Here is a 16,062-nt window from a genome sequence, read left to right as displayed (position 1 = left end):
GGCGATCCGGCCGCCGGCCGCCGACGGAGATCGGTCCAGGAAGAGGGACATGAGTTCCGGTTTTCGGGGTACGCGGCGCTCATCGTCCGTGCCGCAACCGGCCGGCAGGCGCCAGGGAGGGAAGATCATGAGCGTGATGGCAGCGTCCACATCAACGGCCACGGCTACGGCCGAGGTCACGGCTGCGACTACGGCTACGGCCACGGCCACGGCCACGGCCACCGGGAAGGTCGGGGCACTGCCCGAGGTCGCGGCGCCGCAGGAGGTGGCCCCGAAGGATGCCCGCTCGCTCTCCAAGCTGTTCTTCGAACAGCTCGCGCTGCTCGAAGAGGGCACGCAGGAGTACCAGTACGCGCGCAACACCCTGATCGAGATGAACATGTCGCTCGTGCGGTACGCCGCCGGACGCTTCCGCGGCCGGGGCGACATGGAGGACATCACCCAGGTCGGCATGATCGGCCTGATCAAGGCCATCGACCGCTTCGACCTGTCGCGCGAGGTGGAGTTCACGACCTTCGCGGTGCCGTACATCGTCGGCGAGATCAAGCGGTTCTTCCGGGACACCTCCTGGGCGGTCCACGTTCCCCGCAGGCTGCAGGAGGCGCGGGTCGAACTGGCCAAGGCGACCGACGAACTCAGCAGCCGCCTGGGGCGCGCGCCCAAGGTCAGCGAGCTCGCCGCTCTGATGAACCTCTCGGAGGAGGAGGTCATGGAAGCGAAGATCGCCGCCAACGGCTACACCTCGGCCTCCCTCGACGCCCCGATCGACGGGTCGGGCACGTCCGACGGCGACGACGCCTTCGCGGACCTCATCGGAGCCGAGGATCCCGCCATGGAGCGGGTCGAGGACTTCCACGCCCTCGCTCCTCTCATCACCGCGCTGGGCGAGCGCGACCGCCAGATCCTCCACTTCCGCTTCGTCGACGAGCTCACCCAGGCCGAGATCGGCGAGCGGCTGGGCGTGAGCCAGATGCACGTCTCACGCCTGCTCTCCCGCGCCCTCGCCTCGCTCCGCCGCGGCCTGCTCACCACCGAGTGAGGGCCGGATCCGGCTCTGTCACCCCCGAGGCGGCCCCCCGGATCCACAACACCCACCGCCGGCTTCGTACTTCACCGTGAGGGTGAACCGGTCACCGAAGACGGCATGTACAGAACTTCATTGGGCAAATCTACGAAATGGAGACAACTCGGACGAACGGGGGCATCACCCATGACAACCGATGAAGCGGTCACCGCCTGGAAGGAGAACGGGGCAGAGAGGCGCGCCGTGACGGCGGCCGCGGCGCGCGACGAGGTGCGCAGGTTTCTCGGCGAGCGGTTCTTCCGGGACCAGCCGTCCATGAGCGAGGACGTCGCCCTCACCGACGCGCTGCTGGTCGCCTCGGAGCTGGTCGCCAACGCGATCCGGCACGGCGGGGGCGTGCGCGCCTTCCGGCTCGCCCTCGCCGACGAAGGTCTCTGGGTCACCGTGACGGACCGCAATCCGGCATGGCCTCCCGCCACGGTCTCCGTCGCGGGAGGCTCGCACCCCGGCGAGTTCGGCCTGCGCATCGTCCGGCGACTCAGCCAGGACGTCACCGTCACGCCCGCGGCCGGCGGCAAATCCATCCACGCCCTGGTGCCGCTGAGGCGACCGGCTCCGGCGCCCGGCGGGTCACCCGTACACCGGTCCACGACGACGTCCGGGGCCTCGCGCCTCGTGCCGGGCTCCCGGTCCGTCTGAAGCCCGGGTCAGCACGCATTCATCGCCGACTCGCGGGCACACGGCACGACGACAACTCGTTGGCTCGGCACCAGAGATGAGTGTGATGGCATGTCCTTCTCCGACCATTCCGACAGCCCGTACGGCTCCACGCGGACCAGCCCGCCCGTGGGCGCGAAGCGCAGCAGCGGCCTGGCCATCGCCGCGCTCGTCCTCGGCATCGCGGCGGTCCTGCTCTTCTGGACCGTTCTCGGCGGCATCCTGCTCGGCCTCGGCGCCCTGGTCCTCGGCATCATCGGCGCGCGCAAGGCGCGCCGCGGCGACGGCGGTCGCGGCACGATGTCGCTCGTCGGCGCCGTTCTCGGCGGGCTGGGCCTGCTCGCCTCCGTCGTGATCCTGGCCATCGGCGCCTCGGTCCTCAACTCGGACGAGTTCAAGAACTTCGACGACTGTGTGCAGCACGCCAAGACGCAGTCCGAACGAGACGCCTGCGCGAAGGACTTCGACCGGGACTTCGACAAGGAGCCGAACGACTGACGGCCCCGATGTCCTGATGCCGGATCCCGGCGCGGATCCGAACCGTGCGCACGTGTCTGCCGTTCCGATTCGGGGGTAGACGGGGTGGGACGTACGGGCACGAGTGCGGGGCGGACAGCATGGAGAAGACAGCAGGTGGCGAGGGCGGAGTCTCGCTGTCGGACAGCGTCGTGACGGTCTCCGCGGCGTTGGAGGGCGATGACGGGATCGCCGTGGCCCGGGCTCTGGCCCGCGGCTTCCTCACCGACGTGCAGGCCGTGCACGGACTGCCGGTGTCCGGGCGCGCGATGAGCGTCGTACAGCTGGTGGTCAGTGAGCTGGTGACCAACGCGCGCAAGTACGCACCCGGTCCGTGCCTGCTCGACCTGCGGGTCGTGGGCGGCGCGGTCGAAGTGGCCGTGTGGGACAGCAATCCGACGCTGCCGGTCGTCCTCGCGGCCGATCCCTCCAGGATCGGGCAGCACGGCCTGGAGATCGTCATGGCGGTCGGACAGAGCTTCGCCATCCGCCGCGAGCCGGTGGGCAAGCGCATCAGCACGACGATCATGCTGGCCGACGATCCAGGAGGGGATCTCGTGGGCCACCGGCGGCTGTGACGGGGCCGGGCGCGCACCAGGAGGCGGACCCGCCGAGGGAACCGGGCGAGCGTCCGGCGTCCCTCGCGCGGGAGATCGCCGACGCCGTCGAGGGGCTGACGCACCTGTGGTCCTCTGCGAGCCGGCAGGCGAGCCTGCGGCTGTCGCAGCACCAGCTACGGGCCCTGGGGATCCTGCGGTCGGCACCGGGTCTCAATCTCACCGCCCTGGCGGAGGCCATGGACATCACGCTGCCGACTGCCAGCCGGTTGTGCGACCGGCTGGCAGCCGCAGGACTTCTGGAGCGCGTACCGCGCCCCGGGAAACGGCGTGAACTGCAGCTGAGTCTGACGGTCTACGGCCGTCAGATGTGGGACGAGGTGGTCTCGCACAGGTCCCGGGCGCTCGCCGACGTCGTGGCGAGGATGGGATCGTCCGAACGGGAGGCGCTGGCCCGGGGCCTGCGCGCCTTCCTCGCCGCTCGGCACGGGACGTCCCGGGTGACGGATCGGCCGTGACCGCGCCGGGTCAGCGGGGACGGCCCGTCCAGTCGAGACAGACCACCGCGGCATCGGACGTCAGTTCGCTGCTGCCGAAGTGCTCCACGAGCCCGGAGACGACCGCGCGGGCGGTCTCGTGGGGAGGCTCGGGGCGGGTGGCGCCGAGGATCTGCCGCAGGACGCGCTCCCCGAAGAGGTCGCCGGTGGCGGAGCGGGTGTTGTGCACGCCGCTGCTGACCACGATGAGGCGGTCCCCCGGCTCGACGTGGAACGTCTGTTCCGTGTAGACCGTTTCCTCGAACATGCCCAGCGGGAGCTGCGCTTCCAGTTCGATGCGTGCGGTGCGGCCGTCGCGCTGGTGGAAGAGCTGCGGGGAGCCGGCGTCGACGGCGTGCACGGTGCCGTCGGCCAGGTCGAACCGCAGCAGGAGCGTGGAGGCGTAGGCCTTGCCGCCGTACTGCGCGTAGACCGCCTGGTCGGCGAGCGATGCCTGGTCGGCCAGGCCGATGCCGGCGCGGCGCGCGTTGCGCAGCGCTCCGACGGTGAGGCTGGTCAGCAGTGACGCCTCGATGCCCTGGCCCATGCCGTCGGTGACCGTGAGGACGAGGTGGTCGGCGCTGGTCGACCAGTCGAAGTTGTCGCCCCCGATGGCGTAGGCGGGCTCGAGGTGCGCTCCGATCGTGTACTCGTCCCGGGCGCAGCCGCGGCCCGGAAGGAGCTCCCACTGCATCTCGGCGGCCAGCGTGAGGCGGCGCGTTCGGCGGGCCTGCATGTAGAGGTCGGTGTCACGGTCCGCGGTGAGGAGCTCGTGCCCCAGGGCCGTCGCGAAGGAGCCCAGTTTCAGAACGGTGTCCGCGTCGGCTCTGCCGGCGGGCAGACGCACGGTGAGGATGCCGAGCCGGTCACCACGCACGGTGATGGGCAGGTGCACGAGGTGACCGGCCGGGTCACGGAGGACCTCGACGACCGGGCTCTGCTGGACGAAGGCGCTGCCGGCGGGACCGTCGTGGGCCGGGACCGGTGCCGCGGTGTGCGGCAGCTCGGAGACCGGCTGCAGGACGGACAGGCCGTAGTCGGCGAGGAGGACGGTCGCCTCTTCGGCTCCCGCCTGTTCGGTGAGGATGCGGGCGGCCGTGGCGAGCAGAGCGTGGGGGGCGGCGGCACGCAGTTGGGCTTCGGCGGACGGAAGCAGATCAAAGGTTTTCACTGGGGACACCCTCTCGCCTTACGGCTTCCACGCTACCTCGCGGGGACGGCTTCCACCCGGCTCGCCGCCGGGTGGGGATCGTGCGTCCCGGCGGCCGCTGTCCGGCGGATGCCGGCGTGTACGACAGCAGCCGTCAACCCGGCGGGCTGGTCGTCCGGCGAGCGACCACGTCATGGTTGCGTCGTGGCAACCATAGCGGGGGCGAGGAGCGGGACGGCACGCGACCGCGATGTCGGCCTCCGCTCAGGGGGCGACGTGCCTTCCCCGCCAGTCGAGGCAGACGATCAAGGCGTCGTCGTCCGGTGCGGGCCTGCCACGGTGACCGGTCAGCTCCCTCAGGATCGCGCGCGGCACCTCGGCGGCGGGCAGCAGGCGGGTGGACTGGATGGCGCGGGCGAGAGCCGCGTTCCCGTACGCCTCGCCTCGGGGAGAGGCCACCGCGTGCACGCCGTCGCTGACGAAGACGAGCCGGTCCCCCGGCTCGACCTGGAAGTCCTGGGTCACGTAGTCCGTCTCCTCGAACATCCCCAGCGGCAGCTGGGCCTCGAAGTCGACGCGCTCCACCACCCCGTCGCGCAGGCGCAGCAGCTGGGGCGAGCCCGCGTCCACCACGCTCGCTCGCCCGGTGGTCAGGTCGAAGTCGCACATCAGGACGGACAGGTGGCAACGGCCCCGGTAGTGGGCGTAGACGGCCTGGTCGGCCAGGGCCGCCTGGTCGGCGATGGAGATGCCGGCACGCCGCGCGTTGCGCAGGGCGTTGATGGCCAGGTTCGTCAGCAACGCCGCCTCTATCCCCTCCCCCATGCCGTTGGTGACGTACAGCATCAGACGGTCGGCGGTGGCCGACCAGTCGAAGTTGTCCCCGAAGATCGCGTACGCCGGCTCCAGCTGGGCCCCCAGCTCGTACTCGGGCCGCGAACACGAACGGCCGGGCAGCAGCTGCCACTGCATCTCGGCGGCCAGGGTCAGCCGGTCCTTGCGGCGGGCCTGGAGATAGAGGTCGGTGTCCCGCTCGGCCACCACCACCTCGCGCCCGAGGACCCCGGCGATCTCCGCGAGCTCCGTCTCCCACCGGCGCGCGGCCCCGCCTTCAGGGAAGGTCACCGACAGCACCCCGAGCCGGTCACCCCGGACGCTGACCGGCAGATGCAGCCGGTCACGGCCGTTGCCGATGTCCTCCCGATACGGCTCCTGCGCACCGAAAGCGCGGCCGGCCGGGCTGTTGTTCAGCGGCACCGCACCCAGGGCGTGCGGGAGCACGGACACCGGCTGAAGCACCGTCAGGCCGTAGTCGGCCATGTACAGTTCGGCATCCTCCGCGCCGTAGCGCTCGGCCAGCACGGCGCGTACGGCATCGAGCAACGCATCGGGAGCCGCTGTGCGCAGCGCGCGCTCAGCGGCCAGGAATCCGTCCATAATCGGGATAACACCCATCCTTCTCCACAGAGGCTCGCACCTCGATCACGAGGTCGGGCCCCCGAACGGGACACATCGGCCTCACGGGCATCCACAGCCCGGCGTGCGCCTAGTACGCTGACAGGCACCCCAGTGCCCGCGAGAGTGTGACCGTGACCGTCTTCCGCCGCCCCGAGCCCGACGAGGTCGCGCGTGTGACCACGACGGCCGTCGAGCTGCTGGAAGTCGTGTGGGGCCGGGCGTCGACCGCACCCACCTCCGCGTCCCAGCTGCGTGCCCTGCACATCCTGGAGCACCACGACGGCATCAACCTGCGCACCCTCGCCGAGAGCCTCGCCTCGACACCGCCGTCCACCAGCCGCCTGTGCGACCGGCTGCAGGCCGCGGGACTGGTCGAGCGGGTCGTGAGCCCGGAGGACCGACGCGAGGTGCGCCTGCACCTCAGCGGCCCGGGGCGGGCCTTCCTCGCCGAGCTGCGCGCCCGCCGGGAGCGGGAACTGCGGACGGTGCTGGCCGGCATGCCCGCCGCCAAGCGCGTCGCGCTGCTGGAGGGGCTGGAGGCGTTCTGCTCCACCGCGGCGGCGCAGATACACGGCGCCCCCCTCGACGTCGACGGCCGGACCGCCTGAACGACGCCGTGCGGCGCCACGGTCACCGTCGCCTTTCGGTGAAGGTGACCAGCACACGGAGCGATCTCCGCCCACCGGAGCATTCCTGGTCCTTCCCCGTGCGTCCGACTCGGATACTTTGTTGCCTCATGGTCATTATTGTCAAACGGCAACCATCATCTCCGGCGGGTGCTCGTCCCGGCCCGCGCTTCCCGCTGTGGAGTGGTCGGCCGGGGAGCCGCGTTACCCGCCGCGTCCTCGGGGCAGACGAGTTCCCGACGGCCACCGTCTGGTCGGCATCGTGGCCCAGGCCGACGTCGCCCGCGCCCTGCCCGACCCGAAGGTCGGCGACCTCCTCGAAGCGCTGTCCACGGACTGATCCGCCCGCCGGAAGCAGGAAACCCCGAGGGCCCACGCCCGGAATCCGGGCCCGACACCGTCGGCGCGCCCCCGGTCCGGGCGAGCACAGCGGGTCGGCCACGGCGGGAACCATGCGAGGCTCCCGCCGTGGCCGGTGTGATCACGGCATCTCAGGCGTGCTGGACGGCCCCTTCCACGGGGTCGATCGCCGCCGTGCCCGCGGGGCACGAGCCGGCCGGTCAGTCCTCCAGCACGCCGAGCTGCTTCATCAGTCCGAGGTCGTCGAAGTTCCACCAGGATTCCGCGATCCTGCCGCCCTCACAGCGGAAGCTCGCGTGCGCCGTTCCGGAGACCTCCCGGCCAGTGGCCTCCATGCCCTGGTACGAGCCGACGTGCCGCCCCTTGAACGACACGCGGACGCACACCAGGTCGCCCTCGGCGACCATGCTCTCCATCGTCGCCGTCGGCTCGAAGGCGGCGATGATCTCCCGGTTCTCGGCCTTCGCCTGTTCGAGCCCGATGTCGTACGAGGACAGGGAAGGATCGTGCTCGCGGTAGTCGGCGGTGCAGATCGCGTCCGCGGCGTCCACGTTCTTCCCGTTGATCACCTCCTCGAAGAAGCTCCGGACCACGATCTTGTTGAGCTGCTCGTCACGCATCACGTCGAGGTCCGTGAAGGACGGCTCACCGTCACACAGGGCGACCATCTCCCGGAAGATCCGGTCGGTCTCGGGCAGGTTCGAGTTCTTCATCGCCTCCTCGTAGGAAGGGAATTCGACGATCTCCACCACGTGGGTGGAGTCGGCGCGGTCCCGCCCCATGATCGAATGGGTGGCGGTCCGCTTACCCTGGGTCGCCTCGACCCAGGCGTCCATCAGCCTGTTCAACTCATCGGCTCTGCTGGTCCTGCAGTCGATGACCTGTACAAATGTCATCACGTCTCCCGTCGTGCGAGACACCCGGGACAACCTCAGGCTATGCCCGGCCCGCACGCCCTGCCCCCCGGAGGTCCGGCGCCGGGCAGCGACCTCGGGGCAGCGGGTCAGCGCATCGACAGGGGGCGCCCGGTTGCGCGGGGCACGCTCAGGAACGCGCCGGATGGCACGGAAGGCGCGTGTACGGAGAAGACGCACCGAGCAGGCTTGGGTGTCGGGTGGCGTCTGGCCTGATTGGTCGTTGTGCGGCGACCGGCCCGTGCCCGAGAGTGATGTGTGCGAACGGGAACACGGAAACGGAATGCTCGGTGAAACGGATCCACTTCACGGACCAGGACCTGATGCGGATCCGAGTGGCCGGGACGATCGGCGCGGCGGCCGAGACGCTCGACAGCGTGAAGCTGCTGCACGCCCCTGAGGTCGGCCTCGGCTTCCGGCGCTGGCAGGTTTCGGTACGGGGACGCCTGGACGAACGGGCACGTCCCCTCCTCGCGCTGCTGCCGTCCCTGGGGCCCGATGTCGACGTGAGAAGCCTGGCGGGCGACTCGGTGCACATCGAGGAGGCGGTGGACCGACTGCTCGGCGCTCCCCGGAACCTGCTCCGCCTCGAATTCGAGAACATCCGCTTCTCTCCCGCGCACCGCGCCTGGGCCCGCAGCCTGGTGGACGGCGACCGTGAGGCATGGCTCCACGTCACCGCCGCCTTACGGGCGTGCCACGGCGTGACCGTCGCTCCGCACTGGGTCAGGGTGCGCACGCATCTGGCCGAGGCCCGCGCCGCGTATGCGAACGCGATGATCGAAGGCGGGGTCGAGCAGCTGCTGAAGATCCTCTGCGGCCCGATGCTGCGCTGGCGGCCGCCGGTCCTCGAACTGGAGCATCCGCACGAGGCCGACGTCCATTTGAACGGACGCGGTCTCGTCATCGCCCCCACGATGTTCTCCGCCGGACGGGCCGAGCTGATGCAGCCCACACGGGATCCGGCCGAGGCCCCCGTCCTCGCCGTCCCGACCGTCACCGATGCCCTGGTGGGCAGCACGCTGTGGGAGGGCGGCGGAGCGTCCACCGCTCAGGCGCTGGAGGACCTGCTGGGACGTACACGCGCCGCGATCCTGGAGGCGGTGGCGGTCGGTCGTGGCACCACGGATCTGGCACGTCGGCTCGGCATCTCGCCGGCGACCGTGAGCCACCACACCTCCGTGCTCCGCAACGCCGGCCTGCTCACCACGCGACGCGAAGGCAAGGCGGTCCTCCACACGGTGACGCCGATGGGCATGGCCTTGCTGGAGCCGGGCGCGCGCCCCCTGTGATGGACCGCCCGCAGACGGACTCCACGCCGCTCGTTCCGATGCTTTCGACGGGGCTCGAAAGCTTGGCCTCACCACCGATCGCAGACCTACGGTGAGCCCGCGTCAACCGGCCACGCCGGAAGTCGACAGGCGTGCTGCGGAGCCGTTTGACGAAGGGCCGCCGGAGTCGCTCGCGGTGGCATGACGAGAGGAGAAGAGAGATGCGTCTGCATTCCTTCCACAAGGGGACCCTCACGCTTCTGGCCGCGGCCGGATTCCTCGCCGCCGGCACCACGACGGTGTCGGCGCAACCGGTGACCCGGCCGGCCGCCCACACCGACACGGCCGTCACAGCCGGTGCCCTGCGCACGACGGGCGCGACCGACGTGGTCCAGACGTTCGCGAACATGGCCACCGGATCCTGCCTCGACGACAGCCAGCAGTACGGCCTGCGCGGCTACGGCTGCAACGGCGGGGTCTACCAGAAGTGGAACGTGCACGTCTGGAACGACGGCACCCGTCAGCTCCGGAACCTCGCGACCAACGAGTGCCTCTACGACGACGGCGTCACGCTCGCCACCCGGGCCTGCAACTCCTCGCGCGAGCAGAGCTGGTTCGCGCACAAGAGCGGTGACCAGGTGACCTTCCAGAGCCAGGCCACGGGCGAGTGCCTGGACGACAGCCAGTACGGGCTGCGGACGATCCAGTGCTACTACAACCGTAACCAGACCTGGCGCTGAGTCAGGACCCGCCCGGTCGGGGAACTCGTCCACACGGGGATGAGGAGGCGGACAGACCCCGGCCGGGCGGCGTCGGGCATGGTGAGCGGGGGACGAAGTTCCGCCACAAGTCGCACAGCCCGGAGATTTCCTCAGGTCACCGGCCTGCGTCCGGCCTCAGGGTCAGCAAGGGGTCAGCATGGGCGGCGCGGATCCCGGCAGGAGTTCTCCACATCAGGGGCAGCGCCCCTTGCTCGCGGTCGCGTGGGAGAGGTAGAAGGCAAGCATGCCCGGGCCGGGGGGCGGCCTGTCCTCGGCTCCGGGAAGGACGACGGGGGGCTGATCGTCCAGGGTGAACGTGACGCGGACGCAGTACTCCCCGTCGGTGTCCTCCGTGCTGACGGTGTACCCACCACCGTCCCCCTGGCGGGTGTCGACGCCGTGCCCCGGGCCGATGCCGCTCTCCCGCATCGCCTCGGTGATCAGCAGGCCGTGGTCGCTCTCCAGGCTCGTGTAGTGCCGCTTGCCTTCCAGGCCCTGGACGCCCTCGCGAACGGCGTCGCGGAGTTCGCTCTCGCTCCAGGTGGACTCGGCCTGCATACCGATCAGCACTCCCAGCGCGACGAGCGAGGTGAGGGCGATCAGCGCGAGGCCCACTGGGCTTCTGTGGTTGTAGACGTACCGGCCGGTCCCCCACCTGCTCGGGACGAACACGGGTTCCTCGCTCAACGAATTGCCTCCCTATCGCCGATGTACGCGGCCCTGTTCCCCTCGGCCCCGCCGCTGATCGCGACGTCACGGGATCTCCCTCGCGCGGGCGCGTCGGCCCTCTGTCGCGCGGGACAGCGATCCTGGACGACGACCAGTCCTGTCTCGACCTCCGCATCGAGCGTCCGGCTGGTGAACACACACCGGTGATCTCGAGAGAACGCCCCCGGGATCGCACGATCCCTGAGATACCGCCACCACACCCCTCCACACCACCGTCCCCGGTTCGACGGCGAAGTGGTCGCGGCCGTTTCCGTCGCCACGCCCGTGCGGAGGAGCGTCCGAGAAACGGTCCAGGACCAGGTTCTCCGCCTGGCGCCCGAGATCTGGGCGAGTACCGGGCTCCGCTCCCCCACCAGAAGGGCGGCTGCCGCCCTCACGGGCGTACCCGCCCGGAGCGGGGTGCAGGGCCGGGCGAGGTCACGTGCGGGCATGCGGGAGGGGCTCGGTCTTCGTCTCGGGCACGGCGCGGGGCGAGTGCTCGGCGCCGGTGTCGATGAGGTCGTCGACGTGGAAGAGGCGGGCGATGGGGACGTCGGTGCTGCTGTGGGCGATGATGGAGAAGGCGATGCAGACGGCGATCAGGGTGTACGCCTCCTGCCCCTGAGGGATGCCGGCCTGCAGGACGAGCAGGCCGTAGACGACCGAGGCGAAGCCCTTCGGACCGAACCAGGCGGCGACCAGCTTTTCCCGCCGGTCGATCCCCGTCCCCCACAACGACAGCAGCAGTGATCCCGGCCGGATCAGCACGATGGCGAGGATCGCGGCCACGTAACCGCCCCACGACAGATCTCCGAACAGCTGCGGCGTCAGCAGAGCGCCGAACACCAGCAGCGCCGCGAACTTGGCCAGCTCGGCCAGCGACTCGCCCAGCGGCTCGAACGCCTGGTGGGAGTCCGGCGCGACGGTGGCGAGGACCGCGCCCGCGGAGAACGCGGCGAGGTAGGGGTTGGCGTGGGTGAGGTGGCAGGCCGCGTACAGGACGATGCCGGTGGCCAGCGGAAGCAGCGGCTGGAGCCTGGGCTCCGCGCCCAGGAGCCGGAAGCGTACGAGCCCGCACACGAGCAGCGGGAGCAGCACGCCGAAGCCGAGGCCGAGGCAGAGTTCCAGGGCGATGCTTCCGTAGGACGCCTCCGCAGCGGCCGCGGTCGGCCCGGCGGCGGCGATGAGGACCAGGACGACGGGCAGGGCGAGGCCGTCGTTGATGCCGCTCTCGACGTTCAGCAGCTCGCGCAGGCGGGCCGGGACCTCCTTGCGGCCCACGATCGCGGAGGCGAACACCGGGTCGGTCGGCGCCAGGACCGCGCCGACGAGGAACGATGTCGTCCAGTCCAGGCCGACGAGGTAGTGGGTGACCAGCGCCATGCCGGCGAAGGCCAGCGGCATGCCCAGGCCGAGGGCGCGGGCGGGGTTGCGCCAACTGGCCCGCAGCTTGGCGAAGGAGACGTGCATGCCGTCGGTGAACAGCACGGCGAAGAGGGCGAGGTCGGCGGTGACCGCCACGATCTCGCTCTCGGGCGAGATGTGGATCAGCCCGAGGAATCCGTCGCTGACCAGGGCCCCGCCCACGAGAAAGAGCAGCGAGGTCGACAGGACCGTACGGGCGGCGAGCCCGGACAGGAGCACCGCGACGAGCAGCGCGGCTCCGAAGACGGCGACGAGCACCATGAAGGAAGTCCCCCGATCGGCAGAAGAAGACACGTGTCCCTTGTTCGCCGACCAGACTTCCCGGCACACCGCTACGGATCTTACGCGTTCCCTACGCGGTCCTGACAGGTCCTTGACGCGCAGCCAGGACCTCAGCCCGTTGCCGGTTCCCGGCAGTTGCGGCGCGGGCCCGCCTGGCCGTGGCCGAGAGGCGGATGCGAGCTTTCGTCCGCATCGGTTGCCGCGTCCTGCGCGCCGCGCTGCGCGACGAGCCGAGGGATCCTCGAGGTGGACGTGTCCCGCGTGACGCACCTCAGCACGGATGGCCGAGCCGTGGACAGGGCCTCGGGTCCGGCGCCGGACGGGCGCTGCCAGGCCGCCTCATCTCGCGTACGGCAATCCGGATGATCCGGAACGCGAGTACGACGGCCGCACCGAGCCGGGCCGGCGTCGCACCCTGCTCATTCATGCGGAGAGTGCCGTGTACTGCCGGTCCGGTAGATGTCGGGGATGCCGTCGGCGTCCTCGTCGCGTTCTTCCTCTTCCCACAGCTCCTTGTAGATGCGGTTGCGGCGGCGCAGGAGCAGCGCGGCGAGGGCGGCGGCGGTGAGGGAGCCGACCAGGACGGCGGCCTTGATGTGTTCGCCGGTGGCCGGGTCGGGGAAGGCGAGTTCGCCGATGAGGAGGGCGACGGTGAATCCGATGCCGGCGAGGGTGGCGAGGCCGAGGACATCGGCCCAGGCGAGGTCGGGGTTGAGCTCGGCGCGGGTGAAGCGGGCGGCGAGGTAGGTGCCGAGGAAGATGCCGAGGACCTTGCCGACCACGAGGCCTGTGACGACGCCGAGGGGTTCGGGGTCGGTGAAGACGTGGCCGAGCGCGCTGCCCGAGACGCTGACGCCGGCGGCGAAGAGGGCGAACAGCGGGACCGCGACGCCGGCGGAGAAGGGGTGCACGCGGTGGGAGACCCGGGCGGCCGGGGATCGTTCCTCACCCCTGTCGCGGGTGGTGCGCAGGATCAGGCCCATGGCGACGCCGGCGACGGTGGCGTGGATTCCGGAGTTGTACATCAGCGCCCAGATCAGGAGGCCGAGGGGCACGTACCACCACCAGCCCCGCACGCGGAAGCGCTGGAGGACGTAGAAGAGGACCAGGCCGGCGAACGCCCCGCCCAGGGCTCGGAAGTCGAGGTCGGAGGTGAAGAAGACGGCGATGACGAGGATGGCGCCGAGGTCGTCGACGACGGCGAGGGTCAGCAGGAACGCCCGGAGCGCGGACGGCAGATGGGTGCTGATGACCGCGAGGACCGCGAGCGCGAAGGCGATGTCCGTGGCCATCGGCACCGCCCAGCCCTCCAGGCTCCCGCCACCGATGGTGGCGGTGAGGGCGTAGAGGGCGGCGGGGACGGCCATACCGCAGACGGCGGCGACGACGGGCAGGGCGGCGGTCGCCGGGGTCCGCAGCTCGCCGACGACGAACTCGCGTTTGAGCTCGATGCCCGCGACGAGGAAGAACACGGCGAGAAGGCCGTCGGCCGTCCAGTGACCGACCGAGAGGTCCAGGCCAAGGGCGGGGATGCCGAAGTGGAACTCCCGCACGGACTCGTAGGCCGCGCTCCACGGGCTGTTCGCCCAGGCGAGCGCGACGACGGCGGCGGCGAGGAGGGCGATGCCTCCCGCGGTCTCCGTACGGAGGGCCTGGGTGATCGCCTGTCGTTCGGACCAGGGCAGCAGGCCGAGGATCACCTTGCGCGGGCGTGACCGTGCCATGGGGGAAAGGCCTCCGGAGCGGTTGGCGAGCGGGCACACTGCCCCTTGACGCCGACCAGACTTCCCGGCACACCGGCACCGTGTTCTTGATGCGTTCTTCACACCCTATCGGGCATTGGGAAGCGTCGCCCAGGCAGCAGCTTCACCGCCCGTCCCCTACCCGCCCTCCGGTCCCCGTGGCGCCTGACGGCCGGCGGTGAAGGGAAGGGCGTCGGCGTCGGCCTCGGCAGCGTCGGCAAGCGCCTCGGCAGCGGCTTCCGCGGCCTGCGCCGCGTCGTCGGCCGCCTGGGCGGCGGCCCTGTCCTTCGCCGACGTCTCCCGGGTGGCCGGAGAGCGGGGCAGCACCTCGTTGAAGGCGCGGGACACCCCTTGGAGCGCGGAGGTCACCTCGCTCGGAATCACCCAGAAGGTGCTGCCCGCACCCTGGGCGAGCTGGGGCAGCATCTGCATGTACTGGTAGGCGAGGAGCTTGGGGTCGGGGTCGTTGCGGTGCACGGCCTGGAAGACCTCGTCGACGGCCCGGGACTGCCCCTCGGCCTTGAGGATCTCGGCGGTGCGGTTGCCTTCCGCCCGGAGCACGGCGGCCTGCTTGTCCCCCTCGGCGGTCAGGATCTGCGACTGGCGCTGCCCCTCCGCTCCCAGGATCGCCGCCCGCTTGTCGCGCTCGGCGCGCATCTGCTTCTCCATGGCGTCCTTGATGGACTGCGGAGGGTCGATGGCCTTGATCTCCACGCGGTTGACCCTCAGCCCCCACTTGCCGGTGGCCTCGTCCAGCACACCGCGGAGCTGGTTGTTGATGGTGTCACGGGAGGTCAGGGTCTTCTCCAGGTCCATCGAGCCCACGACGTTGCGCAAAGTCGTGACGGTGAGCTGTTCGACGCCCTGGAGGAAGTCGGCTATCTCGTAGGCGGCGGCCCGCGGATCGGTGACCTGGAAGTACAGCACGGTGTCGATCTCGACGACCAGGTTGTCCTCGGTGATGACCGGCTGCGGCTTGAACGAGACCACCTGTTCCCTCAGGTCGATCATCGGATAGACGCGGTCGACGTAGGGGATGACGAGGTTGAGGCCCGGCCTCAGGGTGCGCCGGTAGCGGCCGAGGCGTTCGACGTTGCGGGCCCGCGCCTGCGGCACGATGCGTACCGCCCGCACCACGGTGAACACGGCGAGCGCCGCGAGGATCAGACCGGCTATGAGCAGTCCCGGCACGTCCATGACTCACTCCCGGGGATAGACGACGGCGGTGGCACCATCGATTTCCATGACGTCGACGGTCGCCCCCGGAGGTATCACCAGCGTCTCGTCGTAGGCGCGGGCGGTCCACTCCTCGCCACCGATGCGGACCCTGCCGCCCAGGCCCGTCACCTCCGACACGACGTGGGCGGAGCGGCCCACCAGCGCGTCCGTACCGAATCGCCCGGCCTGCGGCCCGCGCAGAGCGCGCGCGGCGACCGGGCGCACGAACAGCAGGCTGGTCGCGGCCAGCACGGTGAAGACCACGAGCTGCAAGGGCGGCGAGAGTCCCAGGGCGGCGGTTCCCGCCGTGACCGCCGCGGCGACGCCGAGGATCCCGAGCGCGGCGGTGAGGGTGAAGATCTCCGCCACCACCAGCACTCCTGCGGCGATCAACCAGACCAGCCATGGATCCATGGCGCTCTCCCGGCGGGTGCACCCCGCGAAGGACTGAACAAGAATTGTGCCTTTTGTCGCTTCTACCCCGTTTTGCGAAAGGGCACGCTCCGTCCGGCTGCTCCGCCCGCTGCACGAGCAGACCGACGGGCCGCAGCGTTCTCACTTCTGCCGGAACGTCCTGAGGGCGGGGTTGACGAACAGGTGCACGTAGCCGCACGACCGGCAGATGAGCCCGGTCGCCGACTCGTTCGCCCACGCCATGCTGAAGAACTCCATACCCGTGCTGTTCAGCAGCACCTCCCGCTTCCGGAACGTGTCGCTGCCGCACATCAGGCAGAGGACCGGGTGCGCCCCGATCGCCGCGTGCAAGGGCTTGGCCATGCTGTCTCGACCCTTCGTGT

17 protein-coding genes and 1 pseudogene are annotated in these 16,062 nt (G+C 70.6%); 9 read left to right on the top strand and 9 right to left on the bottom strand.

Annotation, left to right across the window (positions count from 1 at the left end):
- The first annotated feature begins 136 nt into the window (after positions 1 to 136).
- The 5 genes from ABD954_RS30945 (at position 137) to ABD954_RS30925 (ending at position 3,332) form a co-directional block, all read left to right on the top strand.
- A complete protein-coding gene (locus ABD954_RS30945) occupies positions 137 to 1,039 on the top strand; it encodes an RNA polymerase sigma factor SigF (protein WP_382745960.1) in 903 nt (300 codons plus the stop codon).
- 171 nt (positions 1,040 to 1,210) lie between these two features.
- Entirely contained in the window at positions 1,211 to 1,723 is a 513-nt protein-coding gene (locus ABD954_RS30940; protein ID WP_345491043.1) for an ATP-binding protein, read from the top strand.
- Between the two features lie 90 nt (positions 1,724 to 1,813).
- The gene (locus ABD954_RS30935) at positions 1,814 to 2,239 is read left to right on the top strand and encodes a DUF4190 domain-containing protein (protein WP_345491042.1); all 426 of its coding nucleotides are present in this window, start codon (positions 1,814 to 1,816) and stop codon (positions 2,237 to 2,239) included.
- Between the two features lie 119 nt (positions 2,240 to 2,358).
- A complete protein-coding gene (locus ABD954_RS30930) occupies positions 2,359 to 2,835 on the top strand; it encodes an ATP-binding protein (RefSeq protein WP_345491041.1) in 477 nt (158 codons plus the stop codon).
- Positions 2,832 to 3,332 carry a MarR family winged helix-turn-helix transcriptional regulator gene (locus tag ABD954_RS30925; RefSeq protein ID WP_345491040.1) on the top strand — a complete coding sequence of 167 codons (501 nt, stop codon included), beginning with the start codon at positions 2,832 to 2,834 and terminating at the stop codon, positions 3,330 to 3,332. The genes ABD954_RS30930 and ABD954_RS30925 overlap by 4 nt, the downstream gene beginning before the upstream one ends.
- Before the next feature lie 10 nt (positions 3,333 to 3,342).
- On the opposite strand, the gene ABD954_RS30920 is transcribed toward ABD954_RS30925, so the two are convergent.
- Together ABD954_RS30920 and ABD954_RS30915 are read right to left on the bottom strand one after the other, a co-directional pair.
- A complete protein-coding gene (locus ABD954_RS30920) occupies positions 3,343 to 4,530 on the bottom strand; it encodes a PP2C family protein-serine/threonine phosphatase (RefSeq protein ID WP_345491039.1) in 1,188 nt (395 codons plus the stop codon).
- 234 nt (positions 4,531 to 4,764) lie between these two features.
- Positions 4,765 to 5,937: a PP2C family protein-serine/threonine phosphatase gene (locus ABD954_RS30915; protein WP_345491038.1), complete on the bottom strand. Its 1,173-nt coding sequence runs from the start codon at positions 5,935 to 5,937 to the stop codon at positions 4,765 to 4,767.
- Between the two features lie 194 nt (positions 5,938 to 6,131).
- On the opposite strand from ABD954_RS30915, the gene ABD954_RS30910 reads away from it, so the two are divergent.
- Together ABD954_RS30910 and ABD954_RS30905 are read left to right on the top strand one after the other, a co-directional pair.
- The gene (locus ABD954_RS30910) at positions 6,132 to 6,566 is read left to right on the top strand and encodes a MarR family winged helix-turn-helix transcriptional regulator (protein ID WP_345492576.1); all 435 of its coding nucleotides are present in this window, start codon (positions 6,132 to 6,134) and stop codon (positions 6,564 to 6,566) included.
- Between the two features lie 244 nt (positions 6,567 to 6,810).
- A pseudogene (locus ABD954_RS30905) lies at positions 6,811 to 6,924 on the top strand (CBS domain-containing protein); the annotation flags it as partial.
- Positions 6,925 to 7,144: 220 nt separating this feature from the next.
- Here ABD954_RS30905 and ABD954_RS30900 read toward each other — a convergent pair.
- On the bottom strand, positions 7,145 to 7,840 hold the full coding sequence (locus tag ABD954_RS30900; RefSeq protein WP_345491037.1) for an ester cyclase: 696 nt from the start codon (positions 7,838 to 7,840) through the stop codon (positions 7,145 to 7,147).
- A 308-nt stretch (positions 7,841 to 8,148) separates the two neighbouring features.
- On the opposite strand from ABD954_RS30900, the gene ABD954_RS30895 reads away from it, so the two are divergent.
- Both ABD954_RS30895 and ABD954_RS30890 read left to right on the top strand, forming a co-directional pair.
- Positions 8,149 to 9,150 (top strand): ArsR/SmtB family transcription factor, encoded by a 1,002-nt coding sequence (locus tag ABD954_RS30895; RefSeq protein ID WP_345491036.1) that lies wholly within the window; start codon positions 8,149 to 8,151, stop codon positions 9,148 to 9,150.
- Between the two features lie 200 nt (positions 9,151 to 9,350).
- A complete protein-coding gene (locus ABD954_RS30890; RefSeq protein WP_345491035.1) occupies positions 9,351 to 9,869 on the top strand; it encodes an RICIN domain-containing protein in 519 nt (172 codons plus the stop codon).
- A gap of 213 nt (positions 9,870 to 10,082) precedes the next feature.
- Here the strand turns inward: ABD954_RS30890 and ABD954_RS30885 are convergent, their stop codons facing one another.
- The 6 genes from ABD954_RS30885 to ABD954_RS30860 form a co-directional block, all read right to left on the bottom strand.
- Positions 10,083 to 10,577, bottom strand: a complete 495-nt coding sequence (locus ABD954_RS30885) for a hypothetical protein (protein WP_345491034.1) — start codon at positions 10,575 to 10,577, stop codon at positions 10,083 to 10,085.
- A gap of 459 nt (positions 10,578 to 11,036) precedes the next feature.
- Complete coding sequence (locus ABD954_RS30880) at positions 11,037 to 12,284, bottom strand: cation:proton antiporter (RefSeq protein ID WP_345491033.1); 1,248 nt, start codon at positions 12,282 to 12,284, stop codon at positions 11,037 to 11,039.
- 440 nt (positions 12,285 to 12,724) lie between these two features.
- Positions 12,725 to 14,029 (bottom strand): Na+/H+ antiporter NhaA, encoded by a 1,305-nt coding sequence (gene nhaA / locus ABD954_RS30875; protein ID WP_345491032.1) that lies wholly within the window; start codon positions 14,027 to 14,029, stop codon positions 12,725 to 12,727.
- Between the two features lie 156 nt (positions 14,030 to 14,185).
- Positions 14,186 to 15,244, bottom strand: a complete 1,059-nt coding sequence (locus ABD954_RS30870; protein ID WP_345491031.1) for an SPFH domain-containing protein — start codon at positions 15,242 to 15,244, stop codon at positions 14,186 to 14,188.
- A gap of 3 nt (positions 15,245 to 15,247) precedes the next feature.
- The gene (locus tag ABD954_RS30865; protein WP_345491030.1) at positions 15,248 to 15,679 is read right to left on the bottom strand and encodes an NfeD family protein; all 432 of its coding nucleotides are present in this window, start codon (positions 15,677 to 15,679) and stop codon (positions 15,248 to 15,250) included.
- Positions 15,680 to 15,820: 141 nt separating this feature from the next.
- Positions 15,821 to 16,042 carry a hypothetical protein gene (locus tag ABD954_RS30860; RefSeq protein ID WP_345491029.1) on the bottom strand — a complete coding sequence of 74 codons (222 nt, stop codon included), beginning with the start codon at positions 16,040 to 16,042 and terminating at the stop codon, positions 15,821 to 15,823.
- Between the last annotated feature and the right edge of the window lie 20 nt (positions 16,043 to 16,062).

The organism is Streptomyces roseoviridis (genome assembly GCF_039535235.1).
Taxonomy (GTDB): Bacteria; Actinomycetota; Actinomycetes; order Streptomycetales; family Streptomycetaceae; genus Streptomyces; species Streptomyces roseoviridis.
Note: the sequence above shows the minus strand (reverse complement) of the source record. Positions and strands in the feature narration are given on the sequence as shown.